Origin of the sequence: Nocardioides caricicola, assembly GCF_039541135.1 — a bacterium.
Taxonomy (GTDB): Bacteria; Actinomycetota; Actinomycetes; order Propionibacteriales; family Nocardioidaceae; genus Nocardioides; species Nocardioides caricicola.
The window spans coordinates 1-21,784 of the sequence record NZ_BAABFQ010000008.1 but is presented as its reverse complement, the minus strand read 5'-3'; the positions used below and the strand labels follow the sequence as shown (position 1 = coordinate 21,784).

22 protein-coding genes and 1 pseudogene are annotated in these 21,784 nt (G+C 71.1%); 11 read left to right on the top strand and 12 right to left on the bottom strand.

All coding sequences use genetic code 11. From position 1 onward, the window contains the following. Positions 1-10: 10 nt before the first annotated feature. The 3 genes from ABD875_RS17675 to ABD875_RS17665 form a co-directional block, all read right to left on the bottom strand. The gene (locus tag ABD875_RS17675; protein ID WP_345180589.1) at positions 11-451 is read right to left on the bottom strand and encodes a hypothetical protein; all 441 of its coding nucleotides are present in this window, start codon (positions 449-451) and stop codon (positions 11-13) included. Positions 452-710: 259 nt separating this feature from the next. Further along, positions 711-1,454: a YciI family protein gene (locus ABD875_RS17670; protein ID WP_345180587.1), complete on the bottom strand. Its 744-nt coding sequence runs from the start codon at positions 1,452-1,454 to the stop codon at positions 711-713. 93 nt (positions 1,455-1,547) lie between these two features. After that, positions 1,548-1,886, bottom strand: a complete 339-nt coding sequence (locus ABD875_RS17665) for a hypothetical protein (RefSeq protein ID WP_345180585.1) — start codon at positions 1,884-1,886, stop codon at positions 1,548-1,550. A 142-nt stretch (positions 1,887-2,028) separates the two neighbouring features. Between ABD875_RS17665 and ABD875_RS17660 the strand changes: the two genes are divergently transcribed. Beyond that, positions 2,029-2,682, top strand: a complete 654-nt coding sequence (locus ABD875_RS17660) for a DUF4396 domain-containing protein (RefSeq protein ID WP_345180583.1) — start codon at positions 2,029-2,031, stop codon at positions 2,680-2,682. 19 nt (positions 2,683-2,701) lie between these two features. Here ABD875_RS17660 and msrA read toward each other — a convergent pair whose 3' ends face one another. Then, entirely contained in the window at positions 2,702-3,364 is a 663-nt protein-coding gene (msrA, locus tag ABD875_RS17655; protein WP_345180580.1) for a peptide-methionine (S)-S-oxide reductase MsrA, read from the bottom strand. 86 nt (positions 3,365-3,450) lie between these two features. Between msrA and ABD875_RS17650 the strand changes: the two genes are divergently transcribed. The 4 genes from ABD875_RS17650 to ilvA are packed head-to-tail and all read left to right on the top strand — an operon-like array spanning position 3,451 to position 8,434. After that, the gene (locus tag ABD875_RS17650) at positions 3,451-4,614 is read left to right on the top strand and encodes a cystathionine gamma-synthase (RefSeq protein ID WP_345180578.1); all 1,164 of its coding nucleotides are present in this window, start codon (positions 3,451-3,453) and stop codon (positions 4,612-4,614) included. Continuing rightward, positions 4,607-5,914: a glutamate mutase L gene (locus ABD875_RS17645; RefSeq protein WP_345180576.1), complete on the top strand. Its 1,308-nt coding sequence runs from the start codon at positions 4,607-4,609 to the stop codon at positions 5,912-5,914. Before ABD875_RS17650 ends, ABD875_RS17645 begins: the two co-directional genes overlap by 8 nt. Continuing rightward, positions 5,911-7,227: an AI-2E family transporter gene (locus ABD875_RS17640; RefSeq protein ID WP_345180574.1), complete on the top strand. Its 1,317-nt coding sequence runs from the start codon at positions 5,911-5,913 to the stop codon at positions 7,225-7,227. Before ABD875_RS17645 ends, ABD875_RS17640 begins: the two co-directional genes overlap by 4 nt. Then, positions 7,220-8,434, top strand: coding sequence for a threonine ammonia-lyase (gene ilvA, locus ABD875_RS17635; RefSeq protein WP_345180573.1), 1,215 nt, complete (start codon positions 7,220-7,222; stop codon positions 8,432-8,434). The genes ABD875_RS17640 and ilvA overlap by 8 nt, the downstream gene beginning before the upstream one ends. Before the next feature lie 99 nt (positions 8,435-8,533). Here the strand turns inward: ilvA and greA are convergent, their stop codons facing one another. Together greA and ABD875_RS17625 are read right to left on the bottom strand one after the other, a co-directional pair. Continuing rightward, complete coding sequence (gene greA / locus ABD875_RS17630; protein ID WP_345180571.1) at positions 8,534-9,037, bottom strand: transcription elongation factor GreA; 504 nt, start codon at positions 9,035-9,037, stop codon at positions 8,534-8,536. A gap of 162 nt (positions 9,038-9,199) precedes the next feature. Next, positions 9,200-9,601, bottom strand: a complete 402-nt coding sequence (locus ABD875_RS17625; protein ID WP_345180569.1) for a DUF4307 domain-containing protein — start codon at positions 9,599-9,601, stop codon at positions 9,200-9,202. Between the two features lie 65 nt (positions 9,602-9,666). On the opposite strand from ABD875_RS17625, the gene mca reads away from it, so the two are divergent. Both mca and ABD875_RS17615 read left to right on the top strand, forming a co-directional pair. Beyond that, positions 9,667-10,518, top strand: a complete 852-nt coding sequence (gene mca / locus ABD875_RS17620) for a mycothiol conjugate amidase Mca (RefSeq protein ID WP_345181414.1) — start codon at positions 9,667-9,669, stop codon at positions 10,516-10,518. Between the two features lie 12 nt (positions 10,519-10,530). Then, positions 10,531-10,785 (top strand): hypothetical protein, encoded by a 255-nt coding sequence (locus ABD875_RS17615; RefSeq protein ID WP_345180567.1) that lies wholly within the window; start codon positions 10,531-10,533, stop codon positions 10,783-10,785. Here ABD875_RS17615 and ABD875_RS17610 read toward each other — a convergent pair. Together ABD875_RS17610 and ABD875_RS17605 are read right to left on the bottom strand one after the other, a co-directional pair. Continuing rightward, positions 10,775-11,356 carry a class I SAM-dependent methyltransferase gene (locus ABD875_RS17610; protein WP_345180565.1) on the bottom strand — a complete coding sequence of 194 codons (582 nt, stop codon included), beginning with the start codon at positions 11,354-11,356 and terminating at the stop codon, positions 10,775-10,777. The two genes, ABD875_RS17615 and ABD875_RS17610, sit on opposite strands and share 11 nt — an antisense overlap. 206 nt (positions 11,357-11,562) lie before the next feature. Further along, positions 11,563-12,576: an AraC family transcriptional regulator gene (locus ABD875_RS17605; RefSeq protein ID WP_345180563.1), complete on the bottom strand. Its 1,014-nt coding sequence runs from the start codon at positions 12,574-12,576 to the stop codon at positions 11,563-11,565. A gap of 126 nt (positions 12,577-12,702) precedes the next feature. Between ABD875_RS17605 and ctlX the strand changes: the two genes are divergently transcribed. Further along, complete coding sequence (gene ctlX, locus ABD875_RS17600; RefSeq protein WP_345180560.1) at positions 12,703-13,713, top strand: citrulline utilization hydrolase CtlX; 1,011 nt, start codon at positions 12,703-12,705, stop codon at positions 13,711-13,713. Here ctlX and ABD875_RS17595 read toward each other — a convergent pair. Beyond that, positions 13,710-14,789, bottom strand: a complete 1,080-nt coding sequence (locus tag ABD875_RS17595; protein WP_345180558.1) for an NAD(P)H-dependent amine dehydrogenase family protein — start codon at positions 14,787-14,789, stop codon at positions 13,710-13,712. The two genes, ctlX and ABD875_RS17595, sit on opposite strands and share 4 nt — an antisense overlap. 52 nt (positions 14,790-14,841) lie before the next feature. On the opposite strand from ABD875_RS17595, the gene ABD875_RS17590 reads away from it, so the two are divergent. After that, positions 14,842-15,591, top strand: a complete 750-nt coding sequence (locus ABD875_RS17590; RefSeq protein ID WP_345180556.1) for an SDR family oxidoreductase — start codon at positions 14,842-14,844, stop codon at positions 15,589-15,591. Between the two features lie 48 nt (positions 15,592-15,639). Next, positions 15,640-15,816 (top strand): annotated as a pseudogene (locus tag ABD875_RS17585) (DUF255 domain-containing protein); the annotation flags it as partial. 250 nt (positions 15,817-16,066) lie between these two features. On the opposite strand, the gene ABD875_RS17580 reads toward ABD875_RS17585, so the two are convergent. The 3 genes from ABD875_RS17580 to ABD875_RS17570 are packed head-to-tail and all read right to left on the bottom strand — an operon-like array spanning position 16,067 to position 20,670. Beyond that, entirely contained in the window at positions 16,067-16,594 is a 528-nt protein-coding gene (locus tag ABD875_RS17580) for a hypothetical protein (protein ID WP_345180554.1), read from the bottom strand. Between the two features lie 37 nt (positions 16,595-16,631). Next, positions 16,632-17,810 carry a cytochrome P450 gene (locus ABD875_RS17575; protein WP_345180552.1) on the bottom strand — a complete coding sequence of 393 codons (1,179 nt, stop codon included), beginning with the start codon at positions 17,808-17,810 and terminating at the stop codon, positions 16,632-16,634. A 25-nt stretch (positions 17,811-17,835) separates the two neighbouring features. Continuing rightward, on the bottom strand, positions 17,836-20,670 hold the full coding sequence (locus ABD875_RS17570) for an MMPL family transporter (protein WP_379187274.1): 2,835 nt from the start codon (positions 20,668-20,670) through the stop codon (positions 17,836-17,838). A gap of 322 nt (positions 20,671-20,992) precedes the next feature. Between ABD875_RS17570 and ABD875_RS17565 the strand changes: the two genes are divergently transcribed. Continuing rightward, positions 20,993-21,622: a TetR/AcrR family transcriptional regulator gene (locus tag ABD875_RS17565; protein ID WP_345180548.1), complete on the top strand. Its 630-nt coding sequence runs from the start codon at positions 20,993-20,995 to the stop codon at positions 21,620-21,622. The last annotated feature ends 162 nt before the right edge of the window (positions 21,623-21,784 follow it).

The window sequence follows — 21,784 nt, the reverse complement described above, 5'->3', positions numbered from 1 at the left end:
CGGTGCCGGCTCAGCCCTCGGCGGGCTCGCTCGGCGACTCGGTGGGCGACTCGGTGGGCGACTCGGTGGGCTCGGTCGCCCCCTCGCACGCGGCCAGCCGCGCCTGGGCCTTCTTCAGGCGCATCTGCTGCGCCTTCTTGGCCTTCTTCGCCTTGGTCTCCGCGGCCTCGGCCTCCTCGAGCTCCTCGAGCGCCTCGGGCTGCTCCGCGGGGGTCGCCTCCTCGACGGCCTCCTCGGCCTCCTCGACGGCCTCCTGCTTCCGCTCGAAGATCGCGGTCAGGCGGGCCAGCGCGGCCTCGGCCTTGGCCACCTGCGCCTCGAGCTTCGAGCAGCCGTGCGGCGGCTTCGTGGGCTTGGCGGCGTCGGCGCCGGAGGTGGCGATGCCGGCGGTGCCGGCGGCGAGGACGAAGCAGGTGACGGTCGCGGCGACCGTGCGGCGGGCAGTGCTCATCTGGTGGGTTCCTTCCCGAGGGGCGAGTCACCAGGAGCATCGGCGCGCGCGGGGCCCGGGTTGAGGGCTACGCCGGCCCACCGAGCCGGTGGGCCGACGTACGTGTGCATCGGCGGCACAGCACGGTGGGCTCCGTGGGCTCCACCGGTCCGGCGCTCGTGCACTCGCCCTCAGGCGTCGTATCCCGAGGTTCCCGAGATCTCCAGGGTCTTCGGGATGCTCGGAGGTCTGGTTGAGGCCGGACTGGACCAGTGTCGGGTCAGCCTTCCCGCATCCGGCCGAACGGCCGCGCCTCCTGCGGCCAGCCACAGGCGACCGCGATCTTGCCGGTCCACATCCGGGCGGTCTCGACGTCGGGTACGTCGACGACCGTGAAGCCGCCCAGCCACTCCTTGGTCTCGGCGAACGGGCCGTCGGAGAACAGCACCTCGCCGCTGGTGGCGTCGGCGCTGAAGGCCAGGTCGAGGTCCTCCTCGAGCCCTCCGGCGAAGGAGTAGTGGCCGGCGGCGATGATCTCCTCCACGACGGCCCGCGACTCGTGCCCGCGCTCCTGGAACCACTCCTCCGGGTGGTCTCCGACCCACTGCTGGTTGAAGTAGATGAGGTACTCGGTGCCTCCCGCCCGGGAGGCCTCGGCGGGCTCGGACCTCGGGGAGCTCCACGGCTTGAACGGGCGGACCTCCTGCGGCCAGCCGCACGCGACCGCGATCTTGCCGGCCCACTTCCGGGCGGTCTCGACGTCGGGCACGTCGACGATCGTCAGCCCGCCGAGCCACTCCTTGGTCTCGGCGAAGGGACCGTCGGTGAGCAGCACCTCGCCGCTGGTGGCGTCGGCGCTGAACGCCAGGTCGAGGTCCTCCTCGAGCCCACCGGCGAAGACGTACTCACCCGCCGCGATGATCTCGTCGACCGCCGCCCGGGCCAGCGGTCCGCGCTCCTGGAACCACTCCGCGGGGTGGTCACCGACCCACTGCTGGTTGAAGTAGATGAGGTACTGGGCCATGTCTGCTCCTTCGGCTCGGGCGGACCCGCTGGTCCACCTTTACCTACCCCACGAACGGAGTCGAGCAGGTACGACAGCCCGCGGCGAACGAGTTCACGCGCTCTCGGACGGCTCCAGGAAGCGCACCGTGATCCCGCGTGACCGGGCGTGCTCGATCTCCCGGCGGGTGCTCTCCCCGACGTACCCGCCGACGTTGACGACGAGCACCTCGTCCGCCATCGCGACCTTGCGCAGGTGGACCCGGTCGAGCACGTCGCGGTCCGCCGCGCTGAGCTCCGTCGCCGGGCCGAGGGCGGTCGGGGCCAGGACGACGTGCCCGGCGAGGGTCAGCTCGGCGTCGAGCCGGGCGATCTCCTCGGCGAACCGCATGGAGCCGCAGAGCGTGACGACGGCGACCTCGCCGGAGGAGGTGGACGGCTGACCAGGGAGCACCGGACGAGGCTAGCTCCTGCGTCCCTCCGGCATCCCCCCGCGCCCGAGAGGACGCGGTCAACCTCGAACGCCTCGGAATACATACCCCAGGGGGGTATGTTTGCACCCGACAAGAGATCCCGTCCGAGCCCGAGGACCTGCCATGAGCCAGCACGACCACCACGACCACCACGACCACGACGGCCACGACCTGGGCGGGCTGAACGCGATGGCGCTGTCGGCGACGCTGCACTGCCTCACCGGGTGCGCCATCGGTGAGATCGCCGGCCTGATGATCGGCACCGCCGTCGGCCTGAGCACCGGGTGGACGATCGCGCTCGCGGTGAGCCTGGCCTTCCTGTTCGGCTACACGCTCTCCACGTTCCCGCTCGTCAAGGCGGGCCTCGGCGTCGGCGCAGCCCTTGCCGTCGTCTTCGCCGCCGACACGCTCTCCATCGCCACCATGGAGCTGGTCGACAACGCCGTCATGGCCGTCATTCCCGGAGCGATGGACGCCGGGCTCGCGAACTGGGTGTTCTGGGTGTCCATGATGATCGCCCTGACGGCGGCGTTCCTGGCGGCGTACCCGGTCAACCGGTACCTCCTCGCACGCGGCAAGGGCCACGCCCTGACCCACGGCTACCACGGCGACAGCGGTCCGGTCACCGGTGCGCGGCGCTACATCCCGACGCTGTCCTCCACGACGCTCGCAGCCGCCATCGTGGCGTTCATGCTCGGCGGGCTCGTGGTGTCCGTCGCAGCCGAGACGGACACCGACGAGCCGGAGCAGTCGAACCACGCGCTCGGCCGGGGCTGAGCCCGACGTGCCGCCGGGCTCAGGCGGTCGCGGGGAACTTCACGCCGGTGTTGGCGTGGCAGCGGTAGCCGAACGGGTTCTTCGCGAGGTACTGCTGGTGCATGTCCTCGGCGTAGTAGTACGGCGTCTCCGCGGCCGGCCGGATCTCGGTGGTGATGTCACCGAGGCGGCGTCGCTTCAGCTCGTCGCCGTACACCTTCGTCAGCTCGCGCGCGACCTGCTCCTGCTCGGGGGTCGTGTAGTAGATCGCCGAGCGGTACTGGGTGCCGACGTCGTTGCCCTGGCGGTAGCCCTGGGTCGGGTCGTGCACCTCGAAGAACGTCTTCACCAGGTCGGCGAAGGACACCTTGGTCGGGTCGAAGACGATCCGCACCGCCTCGGTGTGGTTCGTCGCGCCGCTGCAGACCTCCTCGTACGACGGGTTCGGCGTGGTGCCGCCGGCGTACCCGACCGAGGTCGACCAGACGCCCGGGACCTGCCAGTAGATCTCCTCCGCGCCCCAGAAGCAGCCGAGGCCGAAGAGCGCGACCTCGAAGCCGTCGGGGACACCGCCGTCTTCGGGGTCGGTCACCAGTGGCGCGTCCAGGACGCGGTGCTTCTCGGCGAGCGGGAAGCTGCGCTCGGTGCGGCCCGGCAGGGTCTGCTCCGGGGCGACCATCTGGGCCTTGCGGGTGAGGAACACGGGCTCTCCTTCTGTCGGAGTGATGTTGCACAGTCTCCAACACCGCTGGTGACCGATCCGTTCCCGCCCAGCGCTAGCCTCGGGGGATGAGCGAGCAGCAGCACAGGAACAAGTCCGGCTTCGAGACGCGTGCGATCCACGCGGGCTACGAGCCGGACGCCGCGACCGGTGCGGTGATCCCGCCGATCTACGCGACCAGCACCTACAAGCAGGACGGCGTGGGCGGCCTGCGCGGCGGCTACGAGTACAGCCGCTCCGCGAACCCCACCCGCACCGCTCTCGAGGGCAACATCGCGGCCCTGGAGGAGGGGGAGCGCGGCTTCGCGTTCGCCTCCGGCCTGGCCGCCGAGGACACCCTCGTGCGCAGCGTCTGCCGGCCCGGCGACCACGTGGTGATCCCCGACGACGCGTACGGCGGCACGTTCCGCCTGTTCGACAAAGTCGAGAAGGTCTGGGGGCTGGAGCACAGCCCGGCCGCCGTGTCCGACCTCGACGCGGTGAGCAGGGCGATCCGTCCCGGCGTCACCAAGATGGTCTGGGTCGAGACCCCCACCAACCCGCTGCTCAACATCGGCGACATCGCCGCACTGGCCACCCTCGCCCACGACGCGGGCGCGCTGCTGGTCGTCGACAACACCTTCGCCTCGCCGTACCTCCAGCAGCCGCTGACGCTGGGTGCCGACGCCGTCGTGCACTCGACCACCAAGTACTGCGGCGGCCACTCCGACGTCGTCGGCGGTGCCCTCGTGGTCAAGGACCTCGACCTCGCCGAGAAGGTCGGCTTCCACCAGAACGCGATGGGCGCGGTCGCCGGTCCGTTCGACTCGTTCCTGACCCTGCGCGGGCTCAAGACCCTCGCCGTGCGGATGGACCGGCACTGCGACAACGCCGAGAAGGTCGTCGACTTCCTCTGCAGCCACCCCAAGGTCGGCGACGTGATCTACCCCGGGCTGGAGACGCACCCCGGCCACGAGGTCGCGCAGCGGCAGATGAAGCGGTTCGGCGGGATGGTGTCGTTCCGCGTCACCGGCGGCGAGTCCCACGCCCTCCAGGTCTGCGAGCGCACCGAGGTCTTCACGCTCGGGGAGTCCCTCGGCGGCGTCGAGTCGCTGATCGAGCACCCGGGCCGGATGACCCACGCCAGCGTCGCCGGCACCGACCTCGAGGTCCCGGCCGACCTGGTCCGGCTCAGCGTCGGCATCGAGACCGCCGACGACCTGATCGCCGACCTCGAGCGCGCGCTTGACTGACCACGACGGCACCGTGGTGTGCGTCGACTTCGGGTCGACGTTCACCAAGGCCGTGCTCGTCGACCTCGCCCGCGGCCGCATCGTCGCGTCCGCCAGCCACCCGACGACGATCACGACCGACGTCCTCGACGGGTACGACGCCTGCATGGTCGCGCTCGCCGAGCAGGACCCGCGGGCCGCGGACGCCGAGGTGCTGGCCTGCTCCAGCGCGGGCGGTGGCCTGCGGATCGCGGTCGTCGGCAACGAGGAGCTCGTGACCGCCGAGGCCGGGCGCCGGGTGGCGCTCTCCAGCGGCGGCAAGGTCGTGAGCGTGGTCGCGATGGCCACCGGCGGGCTGACCGACCTGAACGACCCCGACGTCGTGCTCCTCACCGGCGGCACGGACGGCGGGAACAGCGAGGTGCTGCTGGAGGCGGCGCGGCAGCTGGCGAAGGTGTGGCGCGGACCGGTCGTGGTCGCGGGCAACGCCGACGCCCGGGCCGAGGTCTCCGCGATCCTGCAGGACCTCCCGCACGTCGTGACCGGCAACGTCGTGCCTCGGATCGGCGAGCTCGCGCCCGAGGGGGCGCGGGCCGCGATCCGCGAGATGTTCCTGGCGCACGTGATCGGGGGCAAGCACCTCAGCGGCCGGGCGGACTTCACCGCCATGGTCCGCGGTGCGACCCCGGACGTCGTCCTCACGGGCGTCGAGCTGCTCGCCGAGACCGCCGGCGACGTCGTGGTCGTCGACGTCGGCGGTGCCACCACCGACGTCCACTCGGTGGTCGACCTCGACCCCGACTCGATCGGGCGCGAGGTCGTCGCGACGACCCGGGTCACCCGAACCGTCGAGGGCGACCTGGGCATGCGCTGGTCGGCCCTCACCACGGTCGCCGAGCACCCCGAGCTCACGGCCGCCGCGCAGCGCCGCCACGACGACCCGGGCTTCCTGCCCGGCGACGACGAGGAGCGCGACGCCGACGAGGCGATCGCCCGGCTCGCGATCGGCACCGCCCTGCGCCGGCACGCCGGCCGGAGCAAGGTCGTGGTCAGCCCGGAGGGCCGCGTCGTCGAACGCACCGGCAAGGACCTGCGCGAGGTCGACCTGCTCGTGGGCTCCGGCGGGGTGCTCCGCAACGGACGTCCCGGCGTCGCGGAGCGGGTGCTGGCCGGCAGCACCGGCGAGATCGCCGGCGGCTGGCAGCTGCCCCGCGCACCCCGCGTCGTGGTGGACGCCGACTACGTGCTCGCGGCCGTCGGACTGCTCGCGCCGGAGCGTCCCGAGGTGGCTCGCAGGCTGGCGACTAGCCTGTCGCCGTGAGCAACGACGCTGACGAGCCGGAGACCCCGACCCCGGACGACGAGACGGTCCACCGGCGCCGGTTGCGACACCTCCACCTGCGCGACTCCCGGCTCGCCCACCAGTGGGCCGAGGCCCGTGAGGTGCGCGAGCGCCGGATGCAGCCCGCGCCGGTGACGGGTGGGCCGTCGAACTTCAGCCGTGCCCAGGTCCCGTGGGGCGTCGACCTCGCCGCGGCGTGGGCCTGGCGGCTGCTGGTCATCGCGGCGGCGACGTACGTCATCCTCTGGCTGGTCGCGTTCTTCGCGGTGATCGCGGTCCCGGTGGCGGTCGCGCTGCTCATCACCGCGCTGGCGGTCCCGCTGGTGGACGGGCTGCAGCGGCTCGGGCTCCCGCGCGGGCTCTCCGCGCTGCTCGTGGTGTTCCTCGGGATCCTGTTCGTCGTCGCGCTGCTGTCGTTCGCCGGTCAGCAGGTCGCGCGAGGCGGCTCCGACCTCGCCAACCAGGCCTCTGCCGGCCTCGGCGAGATCCGCGACTGGCTGCGGGACGGCCCGCTGCACGCCAGTGACTCGCAGATCAACGAGTGGCTCGACCGGGCCCAGCAGGCGCTCGAGGACGCCGGCACGAACATCGACGCCGGCAGCGTCACCGAGGTCGGCACCGCCGTCGGCCATGTGTTCGCCGGCTTCTTCATCGTGCTGTTCTCGACGTACTTCTTCATGGCCGACGGCGAGCGGATCTGGGCCTGGATGGTGCGGATCGCGCCGCGCGCCGCGCGCCCGCACGTCGACAGCTCCGGCCGGGTCGCGTGGATCTCGCTCACCCAGTTCGTGCGGGCGACCGTGATCGTGGCCGCCGTCGACGCGATCGGCATCATGATCGGCGCCGCGGTCCTGCAGGTGCCGTTCGTGCTCGCGATCGGCGTGCTGGTGTTCCTCGGGGCGTTCGTGCCGATGATCGGCGCGACCATCGCCGGCACCGTCGCGGTCCTGGTCGCGCTCGTGGACCAGGGACCGATCACCGCGCTGCTGATGCTGGGCGTCGTGATCCTCGTGCAGCAGATCGAGGGCCACATCCTGCAGCCCTTCCTCATGGGCCGCTGGGTGTCGGTGCACCCGCTCGGCGTGATCATCGCGATCGGCTGCGGCGTGATCGTCGCGGGCATCGCGGGCGCGCTGGTGGCGGTGCCGCTCGCCGCGTCGTTGAACGCCGTCATCGAGCACCTCGCCGCGAACACCTCACCCGGCGACGATCCGGTCGAGGAGCTCGCGGAGGACTACGAGGAGACCGGGGCGACCGTCGACGTGGAGCCGGAGGAGGACGCCGATGAATGACGTCGCGACCGTCGGCCTGGCCGACATCCAGGCCGCGCGCGAGGTGCTCCGGGGCGTCGCGATCGAGACCCCGATGGAGGAGTCGCGCTGGCTCTCCGCGCTGGCCGGCGGCCCGGTGTCGCTGAAGTGCGAGAACCTCCAGCGCACCGGCTCCTTCAAGGCCCGCGGTGCCTACGTGCGGATCGCGCGGCTCTCACCCGAGGAGCGCGCGCACGGCGTCGTCGCGGCCTCCGCCGGCAACCACGCCCAGGGTGTCGCCCTGGCCGCGCAGATGCTCGGCATCCGCGCCACGATCTTCATGCCGGAGGGCGCGCCGATCCCCAAGGAGAAGGCGACCCGCGGGTACGGCGCGGACGTCTCGTTCCACGGCCGCTACCTGGAGGATGCGCTCGCGGAGGCGATGGCCTTCGCCGAGCGCACCGGCGCGGTGCTGATCCACCCCTTCGACCACGCCGACATCGTCGCCGGGCAGGGCACGTGCGGGCTCGAGATCCTCGAGCAGGCGCCGGACGTGAAGACCGTGCTGGTCTCCCTCGGCGGCGGCGGGCTGCTCGGGGGCGTCGCGATCGCGGTCAAGGCGCTGCGCCCCGACGTGCGCGTGGTGGGCGTGCAGGCGGCGCAGGCCGCGGCGTACCCCGCCTCGCTCGCGGCCGGCCACCCGGTCAAGCTGGAGTCGATGGCGACGATGGCCGACGGCATCGCGGTCGGCCTGCCCGGCCAGATCACGTTCGCGGCCGTGCGCGACCACGTCGACGACATCGTCACGGTCTCCGAGGAGTCCCTCTCGCGCGCGGTGCTCGCCGTGCTCGAGCGGGCCAAGATGGTCGTCGAGCCGGCCGGGGCCGCCGCGGTCGCCGCGCTGCTCGACCACCCGGACGCGTTCGAGACGCCCGCGGTCGCGGTGCTGTCCGGCGGCAACATCGACCCGCTGCTGCTCGGCAAGGTGATCCGGCACGGCATGTCCGCGGCCGGGCGCTACCTCAACGTGCGGGTCTGCATCCCGGACCTGCCCGGCGGCCTCGCCCAGCTGCTCGGCGACATCTCCGCCGTCGGGGCGAACGTGCTCGAGGTCGTCCACGAGCGGATCTCCCCGTCGCTGCACCTGCACGAGGTGGAGGTGCACCTGCAGCTGGAGACGCGCGGCGAGCCCCACACCGAGCAGCTGCTCAGCCGGCTCCGGGAGCGGGGCTACCGCGTCTACGAGTGATCCGCCGCGGCGGGATAGTCCCTAACGTTTTGGTTGCCGACACGCCGTGAACGACAGCCACAACGTGAGGGACTATCGCCCCGGCCCGACCCACACGGGTCAGCCGGTGAACGGCACCGCGTCGAGGATCACGACCTGCAGCTCCTTGCCGTTGGGCGCGAGGTAGCTGACGGTCTCGCCCTTGCTGCGGCCGTTGATGGCCGAACCGAGCGGGGAGGACGGCGAGTAGACGGTGAGGCCCTCGGGCTCGATCTCGCGCGCACCCAGCAGGAACGTCTCGGCCTCGTCGTCGTCATCGCCGACGAACTTGTAGGTGACCTTCATCCCGGGCTCGACGACGCCGTCGTCCGCGGGGGTCTCGCCGACCTCGGCGCGCTGGAGCATGTCCTCGAGCTGACGGATGCGGCCCTCGAGCTTGCCCTGCTCCTCGCGGGCCGAGTGGTAGCCGCCGTTCTCCTTGAGGTCGCCCTCGTCGCGGGCGGCCGAGATCCGGGCGATGATCTCCTGGCGCACGGGACCCTTGAGGTCCTCCAGCTCGGCGGTGAGCTTGTCGTAGGCGTCCTGGGTCAGCCAGATGGTGCCCTGCTCGGTCGACTGCGTCATCGGGTTACTCCTGCTACATCGAGGTACGACGAAACGGTCCGTCGCTCGTCGGGTTGTGCCCCGCCCGGCACCGGCGGAAACGGCCGTGCATTCTCACGCGCGGGCCGTTTCCTCGACGGCCCTGCGGGACGGTCAGTTCACCAACTGTAACAACAGGTGGGTTCAGCGGCGCCGGTTCTGGCCCTCGGCGGTGCACCCGAGGAGCTCCACGGAGGTCGCCAGCCGCTCGGTCCGGATCGCCTGCTCGTTCAGTCCGGAGCGCTCGGGGGTGAAGTTCAGCTCGCCGACCACGGTGTGGTCCTCGGCGTAGGCCCGCAGCAGGCAGGACGCCCCTTCGGCGTCGCCGTCGAGCTGGATCTGCACCACCGCGGTGGCCCGGTGGTCGTCGACGGCCTCCCAGCCGACCATCTCGGACTCGACCGACGGTGTCGACTGCGCCCAGATCGTCCAGCCCAGCCAGCCGAGGAACGCGCCCGCGAGCGCGACGCTCAGGCCGAGCAGGACCGCCCGGCGCCAGGGCTCGGGCGCGCCGTACCGCTCGGTCAGGTCGGTCGGCGCGGTCACACGCAAATGGTCCCACCTAGGATGATCGGGTGACGCAGCACCCCTCCCGCGCCGGGCTCCGGCTCATGCATGTCCACGCCCACCCCGACGACGAGTCGAGCAAGGGCGCCGCCAGCACCGCGATGTACGTCGCCCAGGGCGTCGACGTGCACGTCGCGACGTGCACCGGTGGCGAGCGTGGCTCGATCCTCAATCCGAAGATGGACCGCCCCGACATCCTCGAGAACATCACCGAGATCCGGCGCCAGGAGATGGAGCGGGCCCGCGACATCCTCGGCATCCGCCAGGACTGGCTCGGCTGGGTCGACTCCGGCTGGCCCGAGGGTGACCCGAAGCCGCCCCTGCCGGAGGGCTGCTTCGCACTCGTCCCCCTCGAGGAGGCGGCGGCGCCGCTGGTGAAGCTGATCCGCGAGTTCCGCCCGCACGTGCTCACGACGTACGACGAGCGCGGTGGCTACCCGCACCCCGACCACATCAAGTGCCACGAGATCAGCGTCTACGCGTTCGAGGCGGCCGCGGACCCCGAGCGCTACCCGGAGCTCGGCGAGCCCTGGCAGGTGCTCAAGCTGTACTACCACCACTCGTTCAACCGGGCGCGGATCCAGGCGATCCACGACGCGATGATCGCCCACGGCCTGGAGTCGCCGTGGGAGGAGCGGCTGAAGGAGTGGGAGCCGGAGCCCGAGTGGGACGCCCGCGTCACCACGCGGGTCCCGTGCGGCGACTACTTCGGCGTCCGCGACCAGGCGCTGCTCGCGCACGCCACCCAGATCGACCCGGACGGGTTCTGGTTCGCGATCCCGCGCGAGATCCAGCTGGACGTCTGGCCGACCGAGGACTTCGAGCTGGTCGTGAGCCACGTCCCGTCCGGGGCCCCGGAGGACGACCTCTTCGCGGGCATCCCCACACCCGCCTGAGAGACTGTCCCCATGCACCTGCTGAGCGTCCTGCCCATGATCGTGAGCCTGGTCGACGAGGTCCCGGAAGCCGAGGACGTCAAGGCCGGTTGGATGGCGTTCGCGATCTTCCTGGGGCTGATCGCCGCGGTGGCGTTCCTGGGCTGGAGCCTCACCAAGCAGCTCCGCAAGGCGCAGGCGGCGGAGGACGCCGGGCTCTACGACCCGTCGGACCGGACGAAGCCGGACCCGATCCCGGTGGAGCAGGACCCCAGCACTAGCGCCTGACCACGCGCAGCAGCACGTCGAGCGCGACACCCTCGTCGGTCGGCCGCTCGACCCGCTCCGCGCGGACCGTCTCGAAGCGCTGGCCGGCGAGGTCGTCCAGCAGGTCCTGAGCGGTGTACAGCACGCCCGGGTCCTGCGGCCCGCCGACGCCCTCGACGAGGTTCTGCGAGTCGTGCCCGACCACCAGCAGGGTCCCGCCCGGCCGGAGCGAGTCGAAGCCCGCGCGCACCGCCGCTCGGCGGTCCGCCGCCGGCACCTGCAGGTAGGCCATCACCGTCAGGTCGTACGCCGCCGCCTCGTCCCACGCCGTCGCGTCGGCGCACACCCAGCGCACGGCGGTGTCACCCGCCAGCGCGCGGCCCTTGTCGAGGCCGACCTGCGAGTAGTCGACGGCCGTGACGTCCCACCCGCGCCGCGCCAGCCAGATCGCGTTGCGGCCCTCGCCGGCGGCCAGGTCCAGTGCCCGGCCCGGCGCCAGGTCCGCGAGCTCGGACTCCACGAAGCGGTTGGGCTCCGCCGACCAGACCAGGTCGCTGGCGGCGTACCTCGCATCCCACGCGCTGGCGTCCATGGGGCCAGTCAACCAAGGTTCGTGGTGCAGGACACAGCGTGGGGACCGGGATTTGTCGCCAAATGCCAAAAAGCTGTCGCCGCGCGGCAAGCCCGGGGACGACCGGCCCCAGGAGAATGGTCGTACCGCAGCACGCGGCACTCGGTGGAGTCGGTGCGGTTCCCGGGCCCGCATCGACATCACGCCACCTGCTGCGACCTGGTGGGTCAGTCGACTCCCGCAGGAGTCCTGAGGGAACGCCGGTAGGCGAGCGGGCTCATCCCGAACCACCGGTGGCAGGCTCGGGTGAACGTGCTCTGCTCGAGGTAGCCGAGCTCGGTGGCCAGGTGCCTCAGCGACATGTCCGAGTCGCGCAGGTACTGCTCGGCGGTACGCCGCCGCACCCGCTGCACGACCTCGGCGAACGTGACGCCCTCCTCCTCGAGGCGGCGCTGGAGGGTGCGCGGGTGCAGGCCGAGCTCGTCGGCGACCACCGGCAGCTCGGTGCGGCCGCAGGGCAGCAGCCGGCGCACCAGCGCCTCGACCACGGGCTGGATGCCCTGCGGGGTGTACGGCGCGATGGACTGCAGGTAGCTGACCATCGCCTCGTGCGTCTCGACGTCGGTCGACACCGGCTGCGCCAGGACCGCGGCGTTGAGCTGGAACGCCGTCGTCGGCCGCAGGAAGTCGACGCCGCAGCCGAAGTACGCCTCGTAGTCGGCCAGCGGACCCAGCGGGCGGTGCGCCAGCTCGACCCGCAGCGGCGACCAGTCCGGCCCGATCAGGTGGCGCAGCACGCCGAGGGTCAGCCCGGCGCCGGTCTCGCTGGCGTTGGGGAACGCGAGCATGGCGTCGTCGACCAGGCGGCGCAGCTGGAGCCGCGCGCGGTCCCCGCTGACCACGACCTCCACCTCGAGCGCGGGCGAGTAGGCGCGCAGGTAGCGCTCGATCGTGGACAGCGCGGCCGCCACCGTCGGGGCGCTGCGCGCCGCGGCGCCGACCGAGCCGAGCACCTCGATGCCCTGCCGGCTGGCGAGCACGCGGCCCAGGTCCGTCGAGCCGGTGACGTACGCCGCCCGTTCGATCACCACCAGCATCGCGCTGAAGTCGATGAAGGTGCCGTAGTCGCCGATCGCCTCCGGCGCGATGCCGACCTCGGCCAGGAGCCGGTCCGGGTCGCCGCCGCGCTCCGCGACGACCTCACGGAATGCCGTGAGCGACGTGCCGCGGATCAGCGCCATGAGGGAACTCAACGTGGTCGCGGCGGTCGCTGCAACCGAAACGCCGGAATCGGGCCTCGCGGATGCGACCCCGACCGGGGTGCTGGCTTACATTCGTACGTTGTGAGTGCACAGGCCCCTTCCGCTGTGATCCTGATCCGCGCCGAGCGGTTCAAGCCCAACCCGGCGACCGCCGCCGACAACGCGTTCCAGCACGACGTACCGGCGGGCCAGGACGACGACGAGACCGCCGCCAAGGCGCTCGCGGAGATGGACGCGGTCGCCGAGGCGCTGCGGGCGGCCGGCGTACGGGTCCACGTGTTCTCCGACGAGGACCACACCCGGCCGGACAGCGTGTTCCCGAACAACTGGCTCTCCACGCACGCCGGTGGCCACGTCGCGGTCTACCCGATGTACGCCTCCAACCGGCGCCACGAGCGCCGCGCCGACGTGCTCGAGCTGCTCAAGTCCGAGTACCGCGTGCAGACGATCGTCGACTACTCCGGCCTGGAGCCTGACGGCATCTTCCTCGAGGGCACCGGCGCGATGGTGCTCGACCACGTGTCGCGGGTGGCGTACGCCGCGCGCAGCCACCGCGCCGACACCCACGTGCTCGAGCGCTTCTGCACCGACTTCGGCTACGAGCCGATGGCCTTCGACGCGGTCGACCACGACGGCGTCCCGGTCTACCACACGAACGTGATGGGCTGCGTCGGCACCGACGTCGCGCTGTTCGCGCTCGAGCTGATCCCCGACAAGCACCGTCGCGAGCAGGTCCGCGAGCGGCTGACGGTCAACGGCCGCACGGTCGTCGAGCTCACGGAGGAGCAGGTGCGCCAGTTCGCCGGGAACGCCGTCGAGCTCTGCGGCCGCACCAACGACGGCCGCCGGAACTACATCATGGCGATGTCGGCCAGCGCCCACCGCAGCCTGCGCCAGGACCAGATCGACGAGATCGAGAAGTCCTGCACGATCGTCTCGGTCGACATCCCGACGATCGAGCTGGCCGGCGGCTCCGTGCGCTGCATGATCGCCGGCATCCACCTCGACCGTCGGCCCGCGGCCGAGCCCGAGCTGACCGAGGCCGTGGAGGCCATCGACGAGCACCCGCTCACCGCGGACGGCCGCGACGTGGTCGACGAGGAGCTGGCTCCCTAGGCGGGTGCGACGTACGTCCCGCGGCCGGTCGGCAGCGGGAGGTCGAGCGTCGTCCGGATGCCCGGCTCGGCGGCGCGCACGTCGGGGATGGCGTTCACGATCCGACCGCAGGCGGCCACGATCGCGGCGTGGTTGTGGTCGCCGTGCTCGCTGCTCGGCACGATGTCGACGACGTACGACGGCTCGCCGGTGATCTCGACGCGGTAGGCGCCGCCGCCGCTGGTCGGGCGCGCCCAGTCGGGACGCAGGTCGTCGCGGGTGCGCGTGACGTGCTCGACCACGATCGCCGGGTGGCCGCCGACCATCCCGGAGATGGAGAAGTGCAGGGCGGCGATCGTGCCCTTCTCGATCCGCCCGGCGGCGATGTCGTAGGACTCCGGGGCCGGCTCGGCCTCCCAGAACTCGACGATCTCGTCGACCTCGATGCCGAGGCCCGCGGCCATCATCCGGATGGCGGTGCCCCACGCGAGCGCGAGCACGCCGGGGAGGAACAGCAGGGGCGTGGAGTCGACGGGGCTGCCGAAGCCCATCAGGTCGAACATCACCTCGGTGCCGTCGTACGTCGCGTAGTCCGCGAGCTCGTAGCAGCGGATCTGCTCGATGCGCTGGCACGTGCTCGCCAGCGCGAGCGGGACCAGGTCGCTCGCGAAGCCGGGGTCGACGCCGGTGATGTAGACGGTCGCGTTGCCGGCGCGGGCGGACGCCTCGACCTTGTCGATGACCGGCTGCGGCATCGTGCCCCAGGGGAACTGCAGCGTTCCCGGCGCCGAGCCGACCACGTCGATGCCGGCCTCGAGGAGCTTGCGGACGTCGTTGGTGGCCTCGCGCGGGCGGGTGTCGCCCATCGCGCAGTAGACGACGCACTCGGGCCCGGCCGCGATCAACGCGTCCAGGTCGCCGACGGCGGCGACGCCGGTCGTGACGTCGAGCCCGGCGAGCTCGCCCGCGTCGCGGCCGACCTTGTCCGGGTTCGAGGTGCTGACCGCGACCAGCTCGAACCGGTCGTCGGCGATCAGCTGCCGCAGCGTCAGCATGCCGGCGTTCCCCGTGGCGACCTGGGCGACGCGAATGGTCATGTCCGTCTCATTTCTAGAACTTGTTCTAGTTGCCGGTGCTATCTTGCCACGCATGGGTCGTGCGGAGGGTCGTGTCGCAGGAAAGGTCGTCCTGATCAGTGGCGGCGCGCGCAACATCGGTGGCGCCAGCGCCCGGATGCTCGTGGCTGAGGGCGCCCAGGTCGTCATCGGCGACCTGCTCGACGAGGAGGGCGCCGTGCTCGCCGACGAGCTCGGCGCGAACGCCCGCTACGTGCACCTCGACGTCACCAGCGACGAGGACTGGCGAGCGGCCGTCGCGTTCACCGTCGCGGAGTTCGGCAGGCTCGACGTGCTCTTCAACAACGCCGGCATCTTCAACGGCGGCCAGCTGCAGCGCTACAAGCGCGCGCAGTGGCAGGAGATGCTCGACGTCAACCTCACCGGCCCGTTCCTCGGCATGCGCGCGGCCACCGAGGCGCTGATCGCCGCCGGTGGCGGCTCGATCATCAACACCTCGTCGATCGAGGGACTGCGCGGCACTCCGTGGGCGCACGGGTACGTCGCCTCGAAGTGGGGCCTGACCGGCCTGACCAAGTCGGCCGCGATGGAGCTCGCCCCGCACGGCATCCGGGTCAACTCGCTGCACCCCGGCCGGATCTCCACGCCCGCCACCGATGCCATGCCCGAGGACCTGATCCCGATCCCGCTCGGCCGGCCCGGACGCCCCGAGGAGGTCGCGTCGTTCGTGGTCTTCCTCGCCAGCGACGAGTCGTCGTTCACCACCGGGTCGGAGTTCGTGATGGACGGCGGCACGATCACCGCGATCCCGACCAAGGTCTGAGCCCGCACGGCGGCAACCGCCCATGCGCTGGCCCGTAGCGTGGGAGTCGTGACGAACCGACTCGCGTCCGCGACCTCGCCGTACCTCCTCCAGCACGCCGACAACCCCGTCGACTGGTGGGAGTGGGGTCCGGAGCCGTTCGATGAGGCGCGGCGCCGCAACGTCCCGGTGCTGCTGAGCGTCGGGTACGCCGCCTGCCACTGGTGCCACGTGATGGCTAGTGAGCGGGACGGTAGCGGAGCGGATGGTTCTCACGCTCAAACCGGTTCGTTCTATCCGGGTTCCTGCGGAGGCGTTGCCGGTTTGTCCGGCGCGATCTCTGTCTGGAATCTCTGTCTGACGCGGATTCCTCAGCGCTCGGCGAGGTGGCCTGTCGCTGAGGCATTGTCGCAGGTGACCGTCACCCCACCAGCCAGTTCGGGTCCGCACGCCCGCCGCCCCGCCGCTGCGGACCGGTCAACATCGCGGTGACCCCTCAGCGCGTGAGCGCTGTCTTGACCTTGCCGAGCACGGTTCGCGGCCAAGGAACGCGGGGCCCGCTTTCCTGGACGAGGTCGCGTCGTCGCGCTTCGAGTTCGAGACGGTGTCCGACGCGGACAGCTGGTTCATCGAAAGCACTGGCCAGCCCGGCCGCGAGGGCCATGGCGGCCCAGTCGTTGCGTGCGGTTGCGCGGACGGCGTGTGCAACTTCCGTGTTGGGCGGGTGGTCCGCGAGGTCGTCGATGACCTTCCGGACGCCCCAGTAGATCCAGTTGGCGTGCTGCCATGCCTCGATGACGGCGTCCTCGCGGTCCTCGGGTTCGTCGGCGAGCCCTCGTTCCAGCGATGCCACCAGGCGTGTGTGCCATCGGAGCAGAAGAGCGTTCGCGAGGTCTTCGATGCCATCGAAGAAGGTGTCGATGCCGACGATGTCGGTGGGAATCTGCCCGTCATTGCGGGCGAGGATCTCCTCGATCACCGCATGGAGGACGCAAGCGCGGCTCGGCTTCGGATCATCCTTCATTGGTGTCCCCTTCCTGAGGATGCGGCGTGCGCCTGTCCTATCGCAGGGGCAGCGAGGAGTACCCGCGGATCGGCCCGGAGCGGAGTCGCACCGCTGAGTCGAGGTCGACGTCCCAGTCACGGCGGCGGGCTAGGAGTGCTTCCAGCGCGATGCGTGCTTCGAGGCGGGCCAGGGATGCGCCGAGGCAGAAGTGGATGCCGCGTCCGAACGCGACCTGGCGTTCCGGGTCACGGTGGATGTCGAAGTGGTCCGCTTCGGGGAACGCTTGGTCGTCTCGGTTGGCCGAGCCGAAGAGCAACAGCACGGTGTCGCCGGGTTCCATGGCCTGCCCGTGCAGGTCCACCTGTCGCGTCAGGGTGCGTGCCAGGCCTTGGACCGGGGAGTCGTAGCGGAGCAACTCCTCGACTGCTGCCGGGACGAGCTTGGGGTTGTCGGCCAGCTGTCGTCGGCTATCGGGGTGTTGGGCGAGGACGACGGCGCTGTTGGAGAGCAGGTTCGTGGTCGTCTCGTGCCCGGCGACGAGTAGCAGCAGGCAGAAGCCAAGGAGCTCGTCCTCACTGAGATGTTCACCTTCCACCTCGGCGTGGACGAGTGCGGTCATCAGGTCGTCTTGGGGGTGCGCCCGTCGTTCGGCGAGGAACGCGGAGAAGTATTCGTAGAGCGCGGCCGCGGCGTCCAGCCCTGCGCCGATCTCGCCCCGGGTGGGGTTGGACTGGATGAGGGTGGTGGACCAGGTTCTGAAGCGGTCGCGGTCTTCACGCGGCACGCCGAGCATGTCGGCGATGACGATGGCCGGCAGCGGGCCGGCGAACCCGGAGACGAAGTCCCAGGCGCCGGCTTCCGGGGCCTCGTCGAGGAGGCCATCGACGATGGTCTCGATGTGCGCCTCGAGCCCGGCGATGCGGCGTGGGGTGAAGGCCTTGCTGACGAGGCGGCGCAGCTGGGTGTGCCGGGGAGGGTCGCTCATGATGAGCATGGGCAGGAACAGTTCGGTCATGTCCACGCCGGGTGGGGTGGGGAAGATGCCGGACGCCGAGGAGTAGGTCGTCGGGTCGGCCAGGGCTCCCCAGACGTCCTGGTGGCGGCTGAGCACCCAAGAGCTTGCCTGTGGCGACCAGTACGCGGGGGCGCTGTCGCGAAGCTCGCGGTACACGGGGTAGGGATCCGCGATCACCGTTGGGTCAAACGGACTGTAGGTCAGCTGCTGGTGGTCCATGGCGGGAGCCCCTTCGGGTGTCGGGTCATGCGCGAGCACCGGCAGTCGTGCCTGGCTGCGGCGCGGATGCCGCGGCCGGGTTCCGGTGTGGCCACCAGCTGCGGTCCTCGAGCAGTGCTGCGCAGGCGGGGACGACGAGGGTGCGAACGACGAACGTGTCGAGCAGGAGTCCTGCGGCGACAGCGAACCCGGTCTGGGCCAGAGCCTCGACTGGGGAGAACAGCAGGGCGACGAAGGTGGAGGCGAAGATCAGGCCGGCGGCGGTGATGACGGGTCCGGTGGCGGTGACCGCTCGGGCGACCTCATCGCGGTCCAGAGCGAGCCCGCTCTCGCGCATCCGGCTCATCAGCAGGATGTTGTAGTCCGCGCCCACCGCGACGAGCAGGACGAACACGATGACCGGGACCGTGAAATGGATGTCCTGGCCGATCAGGTGCTGGAACACCAGCGTGGTCAACCCCAGGGCGGCCGCACACGACAGCACCACGGAGGCGAGCAGGTAGAGCGGTGCGACCAGGGCGCGCAGGGTGAGGATGAGGATCAGCAGCACCATGAGCAGGACGGCCGCGACTACCAGGACGGCATCCTCGGCAAGGTAGTGGGCGAGGTCGGCGCCCAGGCCGGCGGCGCCGGTGGCGAGGACGGTGGAGCCATCGAGGCGGGTGTTGTTCATGGCCTGCTCGGCGGCGTCCTGGATCTCGTTGTAGCGCTCCTGGCCGGCGGGGGTGAGCGGGTCGGTGTCGCCGGTCACCTGGATTCGTGCCAGTTTTCCGTCCTCGGAGAGGAACAGGTTGCGGGCAAGAGCGAAATCGGGCTTCTCGAGCGCGGAGGCGGGTAGGTAGAAACCGCCGGCCTCGGGAGTGTCGGCACGTTGGTTGACGGCGCGGAGGTAGTCGCCGGAGTCATCGAGCCCGTTGCTCAACTTCTCGGTCTGCGTCAGGAGCTGCTCGATGCCCGGTGCGATACCGGCGGCCCCGGTCGCGAGCCGCTCGGTGCCTCCTTCGAGTTCGCCGAGCTTCTCGCTCAACAGGGCCTGCCCGCGGGCGATCCGGTTGCTGCCGGACTGTGCCTGGCGAAGTCCGGCGGCGAGCTGGTCGAGCCCGGTCGCGAGGCGTCCGTCGCCGGCAGCAAGACGCTCGGCGCCGGCGGCCGCTTTGGCGAGGCCTGGCAGGAGCTGGTCCCGCTGTCCGGTGTAGATCGTGCGCAGCCCTTCGCGGGAACGTCTGCAGGTCGGGTCGGCCGTACAGAGCGGGTCGCCCTCAAGGGCCTCGACGATCATGCCGAGGCCCTCGACCGCTTGGGTGACCTGGTCGTGGGCGGTGCGGAGTCCGGCGGCCAGCGCGGCGGCACCGTCACGGAGCCTGCGGGCACCGCTGGCGGCCTGGTTCGTGCGGTCGGCGGCCTGGCCGAGGCCGTCGGCGATGCGGCGGGTGCCGTCGCTGAGCTTCCCGGCGCCGTCTTGGGCCTTGCCGGCGCCGGAGGAGACCTGGTCGAGGGCGCCGCCGAGGTCTCCGGCCCCCGACGCGAGTCGTTCCAGCCCGGGCTCTCCGGCCTCGAGCTTGCGGTCGGCCTTGCGCAGTCCTTGGGCGAGCTTGCCGAGCTGGTTGGCGATCGAGGCGGGCTTCAGCGATGTACCGGTCGGCTGGGTGATGCTGCGGACCTGGTCGGCGCCGTCGACCTTGGCTACCGCGGCGCTGACCGAGTTCAGGACGGCAAGGTCTCGGGTGTTGGCCATGTCGTGGTCGGAACCGATGAGCACGTAGTCCGGCAGCGTCTGGTTCGGCGGGAAGTGCTCGGCCATCGCCGCGAGTCCCAAGTTGCTGGGGGTGTCGGCGGGTTGGGCTGCTCGTTCGTCGAAGGAGAGCTGCATCGTGGGCAGCACCAACGCCAGCAGAATCAGCACCGTCACCCCGGCGATCAGGATCTGGGCGGGGCGGCGGGCGACGAGGCGTCCGGTGCGGGCCCAACGGGAGTCCGCCCGGGTTGCCGGGGCGGGTCCGATTCGCGGGCCGAGCCAGCGCATCAGTGCGGGGGTGAAGGTGAGGCTGACCGCGACGGTGACTGCGACGCAGATCGCCATCGGGGGGCCGGTGGTGGCGAAGATGGCGAGATCGGTGAAGCCCAGGCAGGTGGCGCCGAGGATGACGGTGGCCGCCGAGGCGAGCAGTGCTGGGCCGACCCGGGAGACCGATTCGGCGACCGCTTCGGAGGGTTCGAGGCCGTTGCCGTACTCCTCACGGAATCGGGAGATGAGGAACACGCAGTAGTCGGTCCCGGCGCCCAACGTGATAGCCACGACGAACGCATCGGTGTAGGTGGACAGCGCCAGCCCATGCTCCCCTGCCCAGGCAAGGGCGCCGCGGGTGCACAACAAGGCCACGCCGATGGTCACCAGCGACACGAGCACGGTCGCGAACCGGCGGTAGACCAGCCACAGGATCCCGACCAGCAGGAGGAGGGAGACGGCGGTGATCTTCAACGAGGCGTCGTTCACCGCCGTGGTCAGGTCCGTGATCATCGCTGGGTCGCCGGTCACGTGGACGTCGGTTCCGGGTGGGACGTCGAGCTCGTCGACGACCGAGCGAAGCCACTTCACGTCCTCATCGGAGGCCGGTGACCCGACCGCGGAGCGCAGCCCGACGACCAGGTAGGTCGCTTCGCCGTCCTTGCTGGTCATCGACCGCTGCGCCTGAGGTTGGCCGAGGTAGTCCTGGACCTCCGAGACCCGCCCCGGCTCCTCCTCGAGGGCGTGAACGAGGTCGGCGTAGACACGACGGTCAGCGGCACCCAGCCCGTCGTCGTCGGTGATGACGACAAACACGTAGGACTGGGTGTCGCCGGACCCAAAGGCGGTGTCCATCACCCGCAGCCCGTGCAGCGTCGGGGAGTCCTCGGGCAGGAACGCGGTGCTGCTGCGTTCGACCACGGTCCCGAGCGGAGTCACCAGGAGCGAGAGCGCCGCGGCCGCCAGCACCCAGCCGAGAACCACGATCGCTGGGAAGCGGTGCCCGACACGGAGGGCAGACCTCAGCGGCCCCCCGATCTCCGGCCGAGCGCCACGCCGCATCCTCTGCACCAATCGTCTAGATCTTTGGTTTGTACTCGCAGTACAACATACGATGTGGACGGCGTCGACCCCCGAGAACCGAACGGTCCGGGCGGACAGGGAGCAGAGGTGGGCAATGAGGAAGCTGCCGGCGAAGCTGGCCAGTCAGCTGTACGGCGCGGCCGAGTTGATCGCGGAGCGCGGTCTGGATGGCACCAAGATCGAGGACATCGCCGAGGCCACGGGCATTCCCAAGGCCACGATCTACTACCACCTCGATGGCAAGAACGCCGTCCTGGAGTTCCTCCTCACCGACCTGCTGGAGATGATCGCCGGGGCCGTCGGTGTTGCGGTGTCGAGCGCTGAGGACGCGCGGACCCGTCTCGAGGCGGCGGTCGCCGCGCAGTTGGGCGTGATGCTCGAGCACCCGTTCCTGTGCCGGGCGCTGGTGGGCGACCTCGGTCGGGCCACCCGGCTGCCTGACCTGGCGGTGGCGTTGCGCAGCGCGTTCTACGAGCCGATCGAGAAGCTGCTGGCCGACGGCGTCGCCGACGGGTCGCTGCGCCAGGTCGCCGATCCGGGCGCCGTGGCCCTGAGCGTCTTCGGCGCCATCACCGTCGCCGGCCTCAGTGCAGCGGTCGAGGGGCCGTCCGCCGATCCGTCCGCCGACGCAGCGCGCTTCTCCGCAGCGGTCAGCGAACTCATCCTCGACGGCCTCGCCACGCCTCGCCCGCGCGGTGGCCACGAATCGGACGACCGGCCGTGACGGCCTGGGCGACCTGGGCGGCCTGGGCGAGCTCCTGCGCCGGTTGAGAGGAGAGTTCCGCGGCAGCTGCTTGGCTCGGCGAGTCCAAGATCAGCGGGGCGGTCTCAACTGGTGATTGCAACGCCTGTTGGTCGTGTTGGGTCTGACAGTAGGCGGTCAAGG